The sequence below is a fragment of the Saccharomonospora xinjiangensis XJ-54 genome (assembly GCF_000258175.1).
GTDB classification, from domain to species: domain Bacteria; phylum Actinomycetota; class Actinomycetes; order Mycobacteriales; family Pseudonocardiaceae; genus Saccharomonospora; species Saccharomonospora xinjiangensis.
This window is the reverse complement of record NZ_JH636049.1, coordinates 3,392,937-3,409,346: the sequence shown is the minus strand read 5'-3', so window position 1 is coordinate 3,409,346 and position 16,410 is coordinate 3,392,937. Positions and strand designations below refer to the sequence as shown.

Below are 16,410 nucleotides of genomic sequence, written 5' to 3'. Positions count from 1 at the left end.
AGCACTCGGTCGTTCGCACGTCGGCGCATCGTCGAACAGCATCAGTAGTTTCCGCCGAGTCGGCCACCCGTACGAAGCCGGGTGAGCGCGTTTGGCGGCTTCCGGGCCCGTGAATACCCCGTCGGCGGCGCCCGCGCGAGGCAGCGACGGCACGACGAGCCGCCGTTTTCCGCGCCGGACCGAGACGGAGTTCACTCATGGGCACCCTTTCCTACCAGGCCGACCTCCTTCCCGGACAGCGGCTCAACGTACTCGCCGGGCTGGCCTCCGACGGCACACGCACCGTGTTCAACAAGACTCTCGCCCCGGGAATCCCGCAGCCGGTGGAGGAGGTGATCGCCGCTGCCGATCCCGAGGAGTGCGTCTTCGGCCCGTTCCCCGTCCTCACCCCGTGCCGGACCTGGACCGCGCTCGTCGAGGAGTTCTTCGCCCGGTTCGCCTTCCACGGACTGCCCTCGTCGTTCGCGGGCGCGGCGGCGAGACAGGCCCACAGCAGGCAGCCCGAGGCCATCCGCCACGAACTCGCCGACCGGCTCGGAATCCGAGTGGAGGACGCCAGCGACAACGCCGATCGGAGCTTCGTCCTCGTTCGCATCCCCCGCACGGTGCCTGGCAGCACGATCCGCCTTCCCGACCCTCGCACCCGCACCATGTGGAAGTCGGTCGTCGAGCAGAGCCGGGACGCGCTGGAGGAGACCGTGCGGCGACTGGGCTCGGCGGGCAGGAACGGCTCGATGACCCCTGAGCAGGTCAGGAACGCTTTGAACGAGGTGGAGAACCACACCGGATCGCACCTCGTGGAGAGCCTGTCGATCGGTGACGAGGCATTCCAGGTATTCGTCTACACGCGACAGAATTTCGACCGGGTTCGCCAGGCCATGGACAAAACCGGCTGGAAGGGTGTCAACGCGCTCGGCTTCCGCTACTTCACCTCGAAAGGCTTCCGCCTCTACGCGACAACGCCGAAGCTGGCCTCCGGTGACCCCGCCTTCTCCGAGGTGCGGCGGCATCTCGCCGACGACGTCTACCAGGTCGAGGAGTCCGTCTTCAACCTTGTCCTGAACCAGGAGGCCGCGCGGGCGAGTACCGCACTGAAAAGTCTCACCTGCACCGGAGCCACCCTCGTTCCCGTCGCCGGCCTCTCGACCGCCGGAACCGAGGCGGAGCGGCTCTCCGAGCCGTCCCCTGCCGACACGCTGATCAACACGGTGACCGTGCAGGGCGCGATCGCCCGATTCGGCTCGGAGGGCTGTGGTGCTCCTGCCGTACCCGGCGACGTCTCCGTCCCCTACGCGGACCTCTACGAGCCGTTCACCACGACCGTCCCGGCTCCCGCGCTGTGGTCCCCGTATGTCAGCCTGGCCCAGCCCTACGTCGAGCTCGGGGAGTTCTGGAACGGCACCTCGACCGACGCCTCGGCGGTGCGGCACCTCGTCGTGGTGGCCGACGTGATCGAACTGCGTGACTCGATCGACCTCTCCTCGCTCACGACGGTCACCCTGGCCTGCCGCATGCTGGTCGTCGGCAGTCACGACGGGACGGTACCGACCGTGCGGCTCTCGGCCTCCGCCTGGGACCCGCTCCAGCTGTTCTGCGGCTCGATGAGCGGGACGTGCGCGTTCGAGGCAGCCGACGATCCGGCGTCCCGGCGGGTGGTGTTCGGCGACGACGCCGTGTCGCTCAAACCGGACGACGACCAGGTGGCCTTCGACAGTTTCTTCGGCGGACAACACCCGGTCGAGCCGCTCGTGAACATGTCGAAGGCAACGCGGGAAGCGCAGTGGCGCAGGAGCGCGCTCGAAACCGGCATCGAGACGTTGCTGCTGGCCTCGGCCGCATCCCTGCGCCCGCAAGCCATTTTGTCGCCCCGGTTGAAGCAGACCGCCGTCCAGTTCTGGCAGTGTCTGCAATGGATCGGTGGCTACCTCCGCGAGATCACGGACGGCTTCACCAAGACCGGCGCGGCGCCACCGGATCACATCGCCTCGCTCTACAGTCTCTCGACCACACTCGCACGATCGGCGCTGTCTCCCTGGACTCAGGCCGACCAGGTGCTGCCCCAGGTACCGTCGCTGCGCTTCACCGCCTTCCAGGACGCGATCAACAGGCTTCTCGGTGTCGCCGACACCTACGCGGCGCAACTCGGCCGCTCACGGCAACTGCTCGCCGACCACACCCTCGCGAAGCAGCACGAATTCGAGGAAGACAAGCGGGAGGCTCTGCTCCGCGACCTGGCCTCGTTCCTGGTCAAGCAGAACGAAGCCGTCGCGGAGAAGGAGAAGGACCTCGTCGAGAGCCACAACGTCGTCATCAACAAGAACAACGAGGCCGTGCTGGTGCTCACCCAGCGGGAAGGGGAACTGCGCAGCCAGTACCGGACCTATCTGGAAAAGCTGACCGAGGCTCAGCGGGAGATGAGCGACGCCATCGCCGAGGAGCGACGGAAGCAGGAGACCAAACTGGTCTTCGAGTTCGTCGGCGGCATGGTCGAGGTGTTCGGCGGTGTGCTGACCGGCATCTACAGCTTCAAGGTCGCCGGAGCCGCGGAAGGCATGGAGAAGACGCTCAAGCGGTGGGAGGCCTTCCTCAAGTTCGCCGAGACGGCCAACAAACTCATCGAGTCGGGCACCAAGCTCGCCGAGAGCATCGAGCACGTGATCGACCTCGATCATGCCACGCCGAGTGCGTTCGTTGAGCCGCCGACCGACACCGACTGGGACATCTTCCTGAACGACACCGAGGCGAAGGTGCGCCCCGCGGAGGACTTCATCAAGCCCGAGGTGGCGCGGTTCGTCGCGGCCGTCCGCAACCTGGTGGCCATCGCGAAGTCGCTCAACGCCGTCCTGCGGCAGAAAGCGCAACTCCAGTTCAACAACATCGCCGAGTCGGCCGCACGCGACGTCGCGGAGCGACAGGCTGCCAGGCTGCGCGCGCTCACCCTCGACCTCGGCGAGCCGACGAAACGCCCCGGCCACGACTACGTCGCCGACCTCGGGCAGCTCACGGCCGTGCTCGAACAAGCGCAGCACAGGGCGTTGAACCGGCTCGCCGAGGTCGCCCTGTTGCAGGACGACTCGATGACCTACCACTACCTGAGCCGTCCCTCGCTGATCAGCCGGTTCGACCTCGCGCAGATCAGGGAGAACCTCGCCGCGCAGGCGCTGAGCGCTGTTCAGGCGTTGCAGAGCTACCCGTATCCGCCGACCGATCTCCGTGAACCCGTCGAGGTCACGGTGAAACACGTCCCGGTCGCCGACCTGCTCGGAGCAGGCGCCGAGATCGACGTGTCCCCGACGCAGAACGACTTGTTCAACTCACTGGCCCGCGTTCGCGTCAACGCGGTGGATGTCCGGATCGACGGGGTCACCACCACCAAGGGGCGGTGTCACGTCCAACTCGTGTCCGAAGGCGAACCCATGACCGACCGGGGTCTGAAACGGGAGACCCTGACCTATCGAATGATCTCCCGGGACTGGCATGTCGTCTACGACATCGCGAGTGATCGGACGGTCATCGGGACGGAACCGGCGAGGGAATGGGGTGCGCTGTTCACCAAGCCGACGCCGTTCCAGCGGTGGCGCGTTCTGCTGCCCCGGACGGCGGAGAACGCGGGGATCTCGCTGGACTCCGCGACCGCCACGGTGACTCTGCGATTCCATGTCGAGGCGATGTATTCCGCTCCCGTCGGCGAGCGGGCCGAAAGGGCGGCGCCACTCGCGGCGGCGCAGGCGACGCCGGACCCCGCGGAGTTCCTGAGCCTGCTGAAGGGCTGTTCCGTGACCGACGGCTGGGACGTGGTCAGCTTCGTGTCCGTCGATCGGATCAACGATCTCTGGCGGCAACGCTGGAAAGCCGAGACCGAGGCGGCGTTCCACGGCGACCGCATGTTCGTCCAGGACATCGACGTCAGCCACACCCAGTCGCTGCCGGGCAACATCCGCGTCGAGTACCGGCTCGACGCGAAGGCAGGCCCGCCATCCCTGACGTTCGTCGCGAGCGCCGAGCAGGCCGCCGAAGTGGGCATTCCCCTGATCGACGGTGCGCTGACCACCACCACATACCAGGGCGACAAGGTCATCGGTGAGGAGACCAAGCGCATCGAGAGCACCAGCGTCCAGCCTGTTCTGATCAAGACGAGGGCGCAGCTCGCGAAGCTGCCCGGCGACGTGGACAAGTTCCACGCCGTGCACATCGACCCTTCTCAGGGCGTGTTCGCCTTCGAAAACATCGAGCTCGACCCTCAGGTCGATGCCGGGTTCAGCAACGAGATCGTCGAGTACTTCAAGAAGAGGAAGCTTCAGCCGTGGCTGCTCGGGTCCCTGCGGTTCGAGTCGGACGAACCGTACTTGCGCCCACAGAGTTTCACGTTCCGCACCTACACCCCGCCGCCGACCCACGCCCATGACTGGCCCGCGATCCTCGGCATCTATGTGTTGACCTCGACGGCGAACCCGCCGGCTCACGGGATGCGCCAGTCCTGGCCGGACGCCGCGTGGCCGGTCAGCGCCCAGTTCGACGCCGCCGTCTACTTCTCGGCCGAACTGCTGTGGGAGAACGAGGTGCTGCCCGCGCTACCCGCCTCTATGGGTGCGACGGTGAAACGCGATCCCGACACCCACCAGTACCACGGTGCCTTCACCGGCAAGCAGGTCGTGTGGGAGCAGTCCGTCGAACTCAAGGAGGGATGGGAGTCCGGCGCGTGGCACAGGGTGTATCCGCAGGCCAAGGTCACGTTCGACTATGCGCCGCTCTCCCTCGACTTCGACCTGACCGCGCTGCGGCTCTCCTACGACCACACCTGGAAGGAGCCGTTCCCGTACCAGGGACGGCATCCTATGCCCAAGTTGGACGACGTCAGCCTCTCCGTAGCCTGGGACGACGTGACCTTCTCGTGCTCGTTCAACGCGCAGAGCAACGCTCACATCGACAAGGACACGTTCACCGTGACCTTCGACCGGATCACCCTCTCACCGACCGTTGACGTCAAGTACAACATCCACAAGTTCCTCGGCATCCCGATCCTCGCCCAGTTGAAACCGGAGGTGGTCGCGAACGCCAAGAAAGCACTCAACGACACCTTCTCCGCCGTGAAGATCGAGCTGCGGGCCATGTCGCTGTTCGCGGTGTCCAACCTGCTCTTCCCCGAGTCGAAAACACTCGACCCTTCCGGGGTGTACTTCCCCGGCGACCTGGCGATCGTTGGGAACGTGACCCGCCTGTGGAAGCCGCCGACCGGCGGCGAGTAGGCGCGGGTCGGCGCATCTGCCCCCATCACGCGATAACTCTGTGACAATTCGCCGCGAACGCCGTCGAAATGTTGCGCGCCCAATTCTTTCATGGGCGATGGCTCGTGGATTGTGATTCGACCTGTGACCGATGTTGCCGCTTTACCGGTCGCGCCTCGTGGCTGTCCCCCGGCTTGCCCGCGAGGGCTCAACGGTGACCTCCTGGATCAGCGTAGTGATCACGTTCCGGCTGCGGGCGTGGAACTCGGCCTCGGGGACGGCCGCGAGCACGAGGTGATGCAGCACGCCGACCAGCGCGAGCGCCAGCACCGCAGGCTCCGCGGTACCAGCGATCCGACCGAGTGCCTGCTCGTCGGCGAGGTAGCGTGCGGCGGCGGTCTCGATCGCGTCGAGGCCCGTTGTCCGGTCACCGAGTACGGCCTGAACCCGCCCCGCCAGTTCCGGTCGCGAGACGAGCAGTCTCGCCAGTGCTGCAAGGGTCCGTGACGGCATCGTCTGCACGACCTCGCACAGGTTCTCGACCACGCTCCCGGTTCCGGCCGTGCCCGGCAGGTTCGCGGCCCCCGCGGAGACCACGAACGACCGATCGACCGCGTATGCCGTCAGGAAGTCGTCGAGGTCGGCGAAGTGCGCGTGGAGCAATCCGGTCGCGACACCGGCCTCCGCCGTAACAGCACGTCCGCTGAGCTTGCCGGGACCGTCCCGCACGATCACACGCTCCACCGCGGAGAACAGCTGTTGCCTGAGTTCGGGAATCGCGACGCCTCGGGGCACATCCGAAGTGTAGCGAACTTGCCACCGGTTTGAACATGTGATCATACTGAGCTTTGAACACGTGATCAAACAACTCGAAGGGACGGACCGTGGTGAAGAGGGCAGGACGAGTGATCGTCGTGGGCGCCGGTATCGCAGGGCTGGCGACCGCGCTGCGATGCCATCAGGCGGGCTGGGATGTACTCGTGATCGAACGCGCGCAGGGAAGGCGCAGCAGCGGTTACCTGGTGAACCTGCTGGGCCACGGCTATGACGCCGCGGATCGGCTTGGCGTGCTCCCCGAACTGAAAGGCCGGGATCTCGGCGCCTTCACCTCGATCCTCGTCAAGGCCGACGGACGGCAGAAGTTCGCCATTCCGGCCGAGATCGCGCAGGCCGCACTCGGCGCTCGGGCGATCACGGTGTTCCGGGGCGATCTGGAATCCGCCCTGTTCGAAGCGGTGCACGACAACGTCCCGATTCGTTTCGGCACCACCGTGCGTTCCGTTAGCCAGAACGCCAACGGGGTCGAGGTCGCTCTCAGCGACGGCACCTCAGAGCGCGCCGACCTGCTCGTCGGCGCCGACGGTGTGCATTCCGGAGTCAGGGAGATCGTGTTCGGCCCAGAGCCTGGGTTCCGGGTGGATTTCCAGCACCTCGTCGCTGCATTCCCCCTCGATAAGGAGCCTGAGGACGTGCCGAAGGGGGCTGGGACCACCTACATCGGCCCAGGACGCACGGCGGCGGTGATCAATCTGGGGCCGGATCGGTCGTCGGCTTTCTTCACCTACCGCGATGCGGCTGGTGAGACCGAGCTGGCGAGAGGCCCCGCACACGCCCTCACCACGGCTTTCGGCGACCTCGGCGGTGGTGTTCCCGCAGCTCTCGACCGGCTCACCGCGGCCCCTGCCGATGCCTACTTCGACTCGGTCAGTCAGATCACGATGGACGCGTGGAGCCGTGGCCGGGTCGTGCTGGTCGGAGACGCGGCTTGGTGCGTCACACTATTCGCCGGTTACGGCGCGGCCCTCGCGTTGACCGGAGCCGACCGCCTCGGCGCGGCTCTCGAAACACACGGCCTCGACGTCTCGTCCGCGTTGGTGCGCTGGGAGGAGTCACTGCGCGACGAGGTACAGAAGCGGCAGGCACTGGCACGTAAAGGCATGAGCCAATACGCACCCGCCTCCTCGGCGCATGTCCTGGCGCGCGAACTGATGATCCGCGCAGTCCGGCTTCCGCCCCTGCGGCGGCTGGTCCAGCGATCCGTTCAGCGCGCGAACGCCCGAGCCGCCGACCGGCCTTGATCAGGGAAGACCTCGCCCCGCGCAGCTCGCGCTGCGCACCCAGTTCACGTTGCCGCTGAGCATGGCGACGAGATAGAGCTCGTCACCGACCCTCATGACCAGCGGCAACGTGATGGTCCCGAGCGTCGCCCAGCCACTGCCCACCTCATCAGCCGGTTCGGGGCAGCTCCGAGCGACTACAGCCCTGCCTGCCCCGGTCGAGAAAGCGGGTCGAGCCAATTCGGGCGTCCAGCTCCGCACGGCACGCCTTTGGTCAGCCAGCGGCGAAGTACCGGTTCGACGCAGGGCGGAACATCGACACCAGCGCGGCAACCACCGCGCCGAGGTACACGACCCGGCTTGCCGCGAACAACCAGTCGGTCACCGTGAAAGCCGCAAGAGTCGCTTCCAGCTCGCTGCCTCCCAGCACCCACCGAACGGGGTCGATCAGCAGCGACGCCGTTCCAAGCATCCCCAACAACACGGTCAAGGCCCAGCGAGCCCAGTTCACTCCTCCACGAAGCCGGACGACGAGGTAACCGGCCACCACGAAGACGACGAGCCGCACACCCGCACCCGTGACTAACTCACCGACCGGGACCGGCGCACCCCTGTCGAGGAGACGATCAGTGCCCTTGACGACGCCGTGCGGGCAGGGAAGGTGTGCACATCGGCTTCTCCGACACCCCGGCCTGGGTCACGGCGAAGGCCGACACCTCGCGCAATGCAGGGGATGGACTCCGCTTTCGGCGGTGCAGGTGCCCTACACACCTGCTGCGAAGGGACGTCGAGCGGGAGCTCCTTCCCATGGCGCGGTCACTCGGGCTCACCGTCGCCGCGTGGGGCCCGCTCGCCCAAGGAGCGTTGGCGGCCCGCACACCACGTCACGGCGCCCCCTCCGCTCTCAGCCAGGGCGAACGCTCCCTCGTCGAAAGCGTCAGGAACGTCGCGGCCGAACTGGATGTCACCACCGCACAGGTCGCGCTCGCCTGGCTGCGGTCCCGTTCCGACCTGATCCACCCCGTCGTCGGGGCTCGCACGGCCGCACAACTGGCGGACTCGATGGCCTCGTCCACCCTCACCCTGCCCGAGGCGGCGCTCCGGCAACTCACCGAAGGCAGCGACTTCTCCCTCGGGTTCCCTCACGACTTCCTCGGCGAAGTCGAACAGGACGTGCTCGGAGCCGCCGCGATACCGCCCGGAACCACACTGACCAGCACCAGGAAACCCGCGCGCGGGTTTCCCGTCAGCGGTGTGGAGAACCGCGTGGTCGTCGGCTCGACAGCCCTCGCGACCGGCGACCACGCGGGGTAAGGCACTCAGCAGTTCGGTGCGCTCCAGAACCGGCTGGACTTGTTGCCCACGTGAACGTGGTCGTTGTGACCGGGGTAGCCCGGCCCGAGGATCTCCTCGAAGCCCGCGGACTTCGAGCCGTGGAACATCTGGCACTGCGTCGGCGAGCTGCTCAGTCCGAGGTCGGCCGCCTGCCCGTACATGTGGAGGCTGGTGGACGACCCGCCGACCGACGAGTTGCACGACACGCTGCGGAACCCGGAGGTCACCACGAGCGGGCGGTCACCGAGCTTGTGCCGCAACGCCTCCAACTGCCACATGACGCGGCGCATGTTCTCCCGCGCCGTCGCAGCCGTCACCTTCCCACCGTTGTAGTTGCGGGCGCCGCAGTTGTAGTTGAACTCGGAGTGGTCGAAGTGGATGGGCGTGCAGTCCGCGTCCTGCAACTGGTAGATCTTGTTGAAGGTGTTGGTTCCCGCCACTCCGTCGGCGGCGAGACCGTATCCGCTCTGGAACCGCTTGACCGCGGCCTCGGTGGCGGGGCCGTAGCTGCCGTCGAGCGCGAGGTTCTCCCCCGACGCGACCCAGCCCGCGACCCTGATCTGTAGTTCTCTGACGTCACTGCCGCTCATGCCAGGTTTGAGCACGCGGCTCCACGTGTAGCATTCGTCGGCCGATGCGGTGCCTGGTGACATCACCGTCGTCACCACGGTTCCGCCGAGTAGGAGGGCCAGAACGGCCAGCACGTATCCGATCCGTTTACGCATTGCGCCTCCGCAGGGTGAGTGCGTCGTGCAGGGTTCGTCGCACGCCCGGCATCCTGCGGTGAAAAACTGTCGGGAGTCAATGCGGATTCAGAGAATTCGCACCACACGGAGCAACGTGGTCCTCGGACGGCCGTGTTCCGGTGGCCCACACCGATGGATGTGAAGCCCATCGGCACAGTAACGCGGAGCTATGCCGAACAATTAAAGTCCCAAAAGGACTGTCTTGTGTGGAATCCGCGACGGCCTTCGTCGCGGATTCCACACGATTCGGCTCACGCCTTCGGCAGCTTGCTCACGAGGTTCTGGGCGAGTTTCGTCGCCTTGTCGCAGGCGGCGGTGTGGTCCACACCGGTACCTTCTTCCGCCCTGAAGGTGACATAGACGTTCTCACCGTAGGTGTCCGCCTCGTCGTCCCTCGGCGACTTGATGTGCTGCCACTCCACCGTGCAGCCCACCTCCAGGTCCTCGACGCCGCGAACGGCGCTCACCCCGTTGCCGAGATCGACGGCCTCGCCCTCGGCGGGATCAGGCTCGATGCCGAGATAGAACCCGACCTTCACGAGCGGGTACGCGCCGGAACCTTCCGCCCACATGTCGCACTCGTGCAGGTTCTGCGGCTCGAGCGGAGGCTCGGTGCCGAGCGTCTCGGTGATGAGCGCCATGTCCACCGTGGCACACGGATCGAGTTCGATAGTGGTTCCCGGCAGCTTCTCGTACTGCTCCGGCTCCTTGTGCAGGGCCTGCACGACCTTCTGCATCGCGGTCTTGGCAGGGCCACAGGCGTCACCGCCGCCTTCGTAGCTCGCTTGGAACTCGATGCCCATGGTGTACTCGTGCGAGGTCACGACCGACACCCAACAGGTCTCCGGATCGTCGGAATCGACCTCCATCGGAAGCCCCTCGACCTGCTCGTTCGCCTCGTCCGTCGAGACGAGGTTCGAGCCGAGCCGCAGCGTGAACTCCACGGTCTTGCCTGCCGAGTCCTCGACCTCGGCCGAGCAGGAACCCCATTCCACCTCGTGCACGCTGTCCTCGACGACCGTGCCGACGTCGGCGAAGGTTTCCTCGCCGAGAAGCGCGCACGGGTCCGCAGTGCGTAGCGCCGCGGCCGTGACCGCGGGATCGTTGATTTCCGGCTTGGCCGACGTGGCACCGTCGGCGGCCGCTTCCCCAGTTTCCCCAGTGTCAGAGGCGCCACCGCAACCGGCGGCGAACCCCAGCGACAACACGGTGGCGACCACGGCGGATCGCCTTACCAACTTGTTGATCACGGCGCAACCGTAGCGTTGCTCACTCACCCCGGCCGAACCCCCCCTTTTCGATCACTACGAGTGCCTTTGTGCCTGCTCTTCGTAGTACTCCAGGAAGGCCGCATAGGCCCTGGCGCCGTACACCGTGGCCGGACCGCCGTTCAAAAGGAACGTCACGCCGATCGCCTCGGCCGCCTCCTGAGGTTCGACTCCGTGAAACACGGCGGCCTTCGCATGGGCGGCGATGCAGCCGTCACACTGCTCGCTCACCGCGACGGCCAACGCGATGAGTTCCTTCGTCCGCTGGTCGAGCGCGCCCCGCGCCATGACCGCGTCGTGCAACCCCGCGTAGCCCTCGTACACGCCGGGAATCGCGCGCCTCAGTTCGCGCGTGGGTTCCCGCAGCGCCCGCCGCACGTCCTTGCCGTAGGTCATACCGCCTCCTCACCGTCGTACGCGACGGCTCGGGAATGCCCGGAGAAGGCCCGAGTGACACACCGGCGGGTGGAGACCGGCCGCACGGGAAAGAGAAGCCCGGTCGGTGGGTCACCGTAAACGGGCGTCGCGCCGACCGCACACATGTCGCCCCGCAGGAGGTAGCGAGTCCGCCCCACTGTCCACAACGGACGAACGAGGACCCGGCCGGGTGTTCCGGCCGGGTCCTCGTTCATCACGCCACGTGAAGCCTGGGTCAGTAGCCTCGGTAGCCGCCACCCGCCGCCATCTGGGCGAGGCCGGGGTGCTCGGCGAAGCTGCCGTAGCGGCTCAGCGTGTACCGGGTGCCGGCGATGATGTTGGACACCGGGTCGTAGATGTCCTCGTAGCCGGGCAGCTTGTAGGCGTGGAACGTCGAGTCGATCGTCTGCATCAGACCCTTGGACGGGGTGCCGCGCTTGGCGTTGATGTCCCAGAGGTTGATGGCCATCGGATCGCCGCTCGACTCCTTCTCGATGACCGTCCGGATGGCGGGGACATCGGCTTCGGACACGGGGACACCGTTGGCCTGCATCACACCGATCGCCGACCGGATCCAGCCGTCGAGTTCGTCGATGGGCTCGACCGGGGCAGGCGCGGGCGGCTGGGCGCCGCCACCCTGCCCGTCCGCGGCAGGCGCCGGAGCGGGCTGCTCCGGCTGTTCCGGTGCCGGTGGGGCCTCGGGAGCCGCCGCCTGCTCGCCGTTCGCGAAGGCCGGGTCCGCGCTCCTCGGGGCCGGAGCACCACCGCCGATGGGTCCTTCGCCCTTCGGCGCGGCCTTCTCACCCGCGTTCGCCGCTGACTCGGCGCCGCTCTGCTGGACGACGGCCGCCGTGTCGGCCGCCACGGTCCTCGCCGCGTCGTCGTCCGTTCCCGCCAGCACGGCGGGGCTTGCCACACCGGCGACGAAGAACGCGAGCACGCCGACGGAGGCATAGCTCCTGGCCGCGTCGCGTACGGAGCGGCCGAACGACGTCGCGGGCATCGAGATGTTTCGGGTCGGGGCCTGAAGCGCGATGATCTTCTTCACGCGCTCGAACATCTTGTTGTCTGCCACGTGCGTGGATCTCCTTCTCGCTGTGGTACCGCCGGTCTGTTCGGGGGCTTTCGGCCGACGGCCGTCTCGCGTGAGACCCCTCGGGGGAAAGATGCGGTCAAACACGAAAGACTGTGCGAGATTACGAAACGACAACAGCAAAAATCACTAAGGGGTGGCCAGGAACACAGATCAACTGAGTTTGACCAAGGAGAATGCGGTTTCACAGCAGCGAGAACACGCGTTTGACCTGCATAGACGGCCATCGATGACGTGGTTCACACCGAGCGGCATTCGAGCCTATGAGCGATCTTGCCGAGCCGTCGATCGTATCTCGTTCGCATAGCGAAACAGTTAACAGCACGTGTTCAATTACGTCCTGCCCAGTGTTTCGGATTTCGATCCAGAACCGCGAAGACGCGCGGAGTCGTTCATTCTGTAGATCGAATTCAACGACACGAATCGACAAGGTTGCTCGCTGTGACGAGCGTCATCTCGCTGTTTCGGCGTTGGGCGCCTCCGCACCACGCCCCTACTCACCCGCGTACTCCTCCCTAAGCTCAGCGCCGGACATCGCGGGAAGCTCCGGAACTCCACCGCGCGCACGACGCGGGTCATGCAGCGTTCCGGTTGTACACACCGTCCGCCCGATGTCCACAGTGACCGCCGCCACTTCCGTGGCAGGCTTCACGTGCCGCGCCTGTCCACAGTGGCCGATCGAGTGCCGGAAGGGCCGGCTCTGTCGTTGCCGCGAGGGCAGCGGCGACGCAGCCCGTACGGCAGGAATAGCGCGACGACCACGGCCAGCGCGGCCACCGCACCGACCTGACCCCACGCCCACGCCGCGTAGACGGCGAGCGCGGCCAGCTCGGTGGCGAGTCCTGCGAACGATGTGACGGTGGCGCGTGCGCCGCTGTTAACCCGCTCCTGCAACCGGGTGTTCGCCACCACGTACACCGCCCGGTATCCGGCATAGAAGACGGCAACACCCACGAGCCCACCGCCCTGCCCCATCAGACCCGCGACGGCGAACACCGCGACAGCCACGCCGAAGAACGCCGTCAGAGTGCGAAGGCGCACAGCCGCGAGTCGTCCAGCCACCGCGGCACCGAATGCTCCGGCGATCGGGATTGCCATCACCACGAGCGGAACCTGGTGCGCCGGCACGCCCCAGTCATGCGCCATCAGACCGAAGTACTCCTCCAGCGCGTCCAGCGACGCCAGCAGCGCCACCGCGAGCACCGCGCCACGCACGACGGGGTTGCCGAGAGCCTCGACCGCTCCCGAGCGCAACACACCGGCGTAGGTGCTTTTCCCACCCTTCGCGCCGGACTCGTCCGCCCGCTCCGCCTCGGGCAGGTTCCAAGCCAGCAGCGCCGCCAGTGCGCAGGCACCCACACTCACCCAGCCGACCAGGGTGAACCCGCCGAAGGCGAACAGGGTGGTCGCGGCCACAGCGGCGGGCACGTTGGCGGCGAGTTTGATGGCATCGAGCTGCCCGTAGACCTCGCCGAACCGGTCGGCCGCGCCTGCCGCCGCGAGACCGTCGGCGAGCAACGCCTCCATCGCCCCTGAGACGAAAGCACCACCGACACCCCAGAGAACGAACCCGAGAGCGAAGCAGGTGAAACCGGGCAGCGTGGTCCACAGGACGTAAGCCGCTGCCTGGGCGAGGCCACCCAGCGCCATCGCCCCACGACGGGAGAACCGGTCGGCCACCGCACCGCTCGGCACCTCGGCCAGGATGCCCACCACAGACCAGACGGCGAACAACCACGAAATGTGACCACCGGAGAGGCCGGAATCGGCGAACAGCAGCGCGTAAAGGGGATAGAACGGGATCGTCTCCGACACCAGCGCCCACAGCCGCAGTCGCCGGACGAGCCCACGCTCAGGCGTGGCGGAACATCGCGATCGCGAGAGTCAACATCGAGCACTCATGATCGCAATGCTACGCCGCGACGAGGTCATGCAGTACCCTTCGCGCCGTCCACGGCGCCACCCTTCACGCCGTCCACGGCGTCCTTGACGATGCCGAGGCCCGCACGAACCACGCCGATGCACTCGTCCTCGACGTACAGCAGCCCGGCGTCCTCAGCCAGCGCACGCGCCTCAGCCGAGAAGATGCCTTCCTGCAACCACACGGCCCGCGCCCCCGCGGCCACAGCCTCCCTGGTCACCGAGGCGGCCTCCGGCGAGGGCCGGAAGACGTTGACGACGTCGATGGGCCTTCCCGCCTCGGCTGCCTCGCCCAGGCTCCGGAACACGGTCTCGCCGAGCAGCGTGCTGCCCGGTTCCGCGACCGGGTTCACCGGGATGATCCGGAAACCCGCGGCGCGCATCCCGGCAGGCACCGAATGCGCTTCCTTCGCGGGATCACGGCTGAGCCCGACCACCGCGATGGTGTCGAACTCCCGCAGAATCCGCTCAGCTGTGGTCGTCATGGTGCCGTCCTTTCCGGTACTTCGTCCCGATCGTGCGCTCCTCCCGCCGATACCAGCGGGCCGACGTGTTCAACGGAGGGCGCAGCTCCGCGCCGACCACGAGCACGTTCGGTTCCTCCGTGCGCGTGAACTCCCTCAGCAGCCGCCGGAACGCCCTGCCGAACCCGTCAACGCGATCGGCGTGGACGCCGAACGACTTGGCGAGTCCCACGAAATCCGGTGTCGCAAGATCGACTCCGGCATATCCGAACCCCGCGTCCTGGCCGTAGCCCAGCATGCCGTAACCGCCGTCATCGACGATCACCACGGTGACGGGCAGTGCGTCCTGGATCGCTGTCGCCAACTCCGCGCACGCGGGCAGGAACCCGCCGTCACCCGTCACACACACCGCGCGGACCGCACCCGTGGCCGCCACACCCAGCGACGCGGGGAAACCGAATCCCACCGTGCCCCAGCCCATCGGCAGCGCGAGCTGCCTCGGCCCCGACACCCGGTGGAAGCCGCCGATCCAGTACCCGGCGACACACATGTCCGTAACCAGCACGGACCCTTCGGGGAGTGTCTCCTTCAGCGCCGAGAGAAACTCGGCGGCGTGCGGCTCCTCCTTGCGCACCCGCCTGCGCACCCTGACCTCGATGTCGTCGAGCCTGCGCGTCAGCTCGTCGAGACCCGGTTTCGACGGAATGCCCAGCGACAACGCTTCCACCACCTGCCGTGCATCGCCGAGCAACAGCGAATCCGGGGGGTAGTACTTCGCCGCGTCCTCGGCGTCCACGTTGACCGCGATGAGATGCGGTGGCTGCGGCATACGCCAGTTCTGCGTCATCGCGCCGTCGAAGTCGGTGCCGATCGCGAGCACGACGTCAGCCTCGTCCCAGAGCGCACCGACCTCGGGTGCGTGTACCGGGTTGGACGCCAGACACGGATGATCGGGCGGCACGATGCCGCGAGCGGTGAACGTGGTGATGATCGGCGCGGCGAGTCGTTCGGCGAGCACGCCGACGGCGTCACCCGCCCCCGACCGCAGCGCGCCGCCACCGGCCCAGATCAGCGGGGACCTTGCCGCGAGGAGGGCCTCCCGCGCTCGCTCGACGTCCTCGCTCGCCGGTAGCGGCAACTCCGGCTCGACCGGACGACCGGTGTCCTCCCGCACCTCCACCGGGTCCCCGAGGAAACCGGCAGGGACCCCGACGTACACGGGACCGCTCTGCGGGCGCGTCGCGATCCTCGCGGCTTCCCGAACCACGGACGCGATCTCGTCCGGGTGGCCCACCGTGAACGTCGCCTTCGTCAACGGCGCGAACAACGACTCCTGCTCACCGACGTCGCGGTGGGAACCACGCGCCGCCCCCTGCGGCCGCTGTGGCGCACGTACCTCGGTGGCGAGCACCAGTACGGGAGACGCCGACGCCATCGCCTCCCCGACCGCGCGCAAGGCATTCACCGCGCCGGGCCCCGTCGTCACGAGGGCGACACCGAGCGAGCCTGCCACCCTGGCGTAGCCGTCGGCTGCGTGGGCCGCGGCTTGTTCGTGCCGCACACCGATGAGCCGGATACCAGCGGCGGTGCCGGCGCTGGCGTCCGCCAGCGCATCCCAGATCGGCAGACCGTGCGATCCCGGCAGCCCGAACACGACCTCAACCCCGAGTTCGGCCAGGGTCTTCACAAGGCTGCGCGCACCGGTCATCGACACGCGGCGAGAATACGATCTTTCTCAGCCGACGGCAGGCAAGACTTCCCGCACGCGTGTCCGCACCTCACGTACGTGAGGCCGCACCTGTGGTCCGCCTGTCCGGCTCACAGGACGACACCGCCGTACCGGAACTGCCAACACCCGTGCAGGAAATGCGGACACGAGTGCACA

13 protein-coding genes are annotated in these 16,410 nt (G+C 67.2%); 3 read left to right on the top strand and 10 right to left on the bottom strand.

Features of this window, described 5'->3' with window-relative positions; genetic code table 11:
- The first annotated feature begins 197 nt into the window (after window positions 1–197).
- Window positions 198–5,246, top strand: coding sequence for a hypothetical protein (locus SACXIDRAFT_RS15400; protein ID WP_006239511.1), 5,049 nt, complete (start codon window positions 198–200; stop codon window positions 5,244–5,246).
- A gap of 141 nt (window positions 5,247–5,387) precedes the next feature.
- Here SACXIDRAFT_RS15400 and SACXIDRAFT_RS15395 read toward each other — a convergent pair whose 3' ends face one another.
- Window positions 5,388–6,020, bottom strand: a complete 633-nt coding sequence (locus tag SACXIDRAFT_RS15395) for a TetR/AcrR family transcriptional regulator (protein ID WP_040922211.1) — start codon at window positions 6,018–6,020, stop codon at window positions 5,388–5,390.
- Between the two features lie 89 nt (window positions 6,021–6,109).
- Here SACXIDRAFT_RS15395 and SACXIDRAFT_RS15390 point away from each other — a divergent pair, with 89 nt between their 5' ends.
- A complete protein-coding gene (locus SACXIDRAFT_RS15390) occupies window positions 6,110–7,303 on the top strand; it encodes an FAD-dependent oxidoreductase (RefSeq protein ID WP_040922210.1) in 1,194 nt (397 codons plus the stop codon).
- On the opposite strand, the gene SACXIDRAFT_RS23105 is transcribed toward SACXIDRAFT_RS15390, so the two are convergent.
- Together SACXIDRAFT_RS23105 and SACXIDRAFT_RS15385 are read right to left on the bottom strand one after the other, a co-directional pair.
- Entirely contained in the window at window positions 7,304–7,447 is a 144-nt protein-coding gene (locus SACXIDRAFT_RS23105) for a hypothetical protein (RefSeq protein ID WP_157599677.1), read from the bottom strand.
- Window positions 7,448–7,556: 109 nt separating this feature from the next.
- Window positions 7,557–7,850, bottom strand: a complete 294-nt coding sequence (locus SACXIDRAFT_RS15385) for a hypothetical protein (protein WP_050986946.1) — start codon at window positions 7,848–7,850, stop codon at window positions 7,557–7,559.
- Window positions 7,851–7,945: 95 nt separating this feature from the next.
- Between SACXIDRAFT_RS15385 and SACXIDRAFT_RS15380 the strand changes: the two genes are divergently transcribed.
- On the top strand, window positions 7,946–8,596 hold the full coding sequence (locus SACXIDRAFT_RS15380) for an aldo/keto reductase (protein ID WP_050986945.1): 651 nt from the start codon (window positions 7,946–7,948) through the stop codon (window positions 8,594–8,596).
- Between the two features lie 5 nt (window positions 8,597–8,601).
- Here the strand turns inward: SACXIDRAFT_RS15380 and SACXIDRAFT_RS15375 are convergent, their stop codons facing one another.
- From SACXIDRAFT_RS15375 to SACXIDRAFT_RS15345, 7 genes are all read right to left on the bottom strand, one after another.
- The gene (locus SACXIDRAFT_RS15375; RefSeq protein ID WP_006239508.1) at window positions 8,602–9,342 is read right to left on the bottom strand and encodes a D-Ala-D-Ala carboxypeptidase family metallohydrolase; all 741 of its coding nucleotides are present in this window, start codon (window positions 9,340–9,342) and stop codon (window positions 8,602–8,604) included.
- Window positions 9,343–9,614: 272 nt separating this feature from the next.
- Complete coding sequence (locus SACXIDRAFT_RS15370; RefSeq protein ID WP_040922701.1) at window positions 9,615–10,613, bottom strand: DUF3558 family protein; 999 nt, start codon at window positions 10,611–10,613, stop codon at window positions 9,615–9,617.
- Window positions 10,614–10,667: 54 nt separating this feature from the next.
- On the bottom strand, window positions 10,668–11,027 hold the full coding sequence (locus SACXIDRAFT_RS15365) for a carboxymuconolactone decarboxylase family protein (RefSeq protein WP_006239506.1): 360 nt from the start codon (window positions 11,025–11,027) through the stop codon (window positions 10,668–10,670).
- Window positions 11,028–11,283: 256 nt separating this feature from the next.
- Entirely contained in the window at window positions 11,284–12,123 is an 840-nt protein-coding gene (locus SACXIDRAFT_RS15360; RefSeq protein ID WP_006239505.1) for a transglycosylase SLT domain-containing protein, read from the bottom strand.
- 666 nt (window positions 12,124–12,789) lie between these two features.
- Window positions 12,790–13,956, bottom strand: a complete 1,167-nt coding sequence (locus SACXIDRAFT_RS15355) for an MFS transporter (RefSeq protein WP_006239504.1) — start codon at window positions 13,954–13,956, stop codon at window positions 12,790–12,792.
- 113 nt (window positions 13,957–14,069) lie between these two features.
- Entirely contained in the window at window positions 14,070–14,546 is a 477-nt protein-coding gene (locus SACXIDRAFT_RS15350; RefSeq protein WP_006239503.1) for a CoA-binding protein, read from the bottom strand.
- Window positions 14,530–16,233, bottom strand: coding sequence for a thiamine pyrophosphate-binding protein (locus tag SACXIDRAFT_RS15345; RefSeq protein WP_006239502.1), 1,704 nt, complete (start codon window positions 16,231–16,233; stop codon window positions 14,530–14,532). Before SACXIDRAFT_RS15345 ends, SACXIDRAFT_RS15350 begins: the two co-directional genes overlap by 17 nt.
- Window positions 16,234–16,410 lie beyond the last annotated feature (177 nt).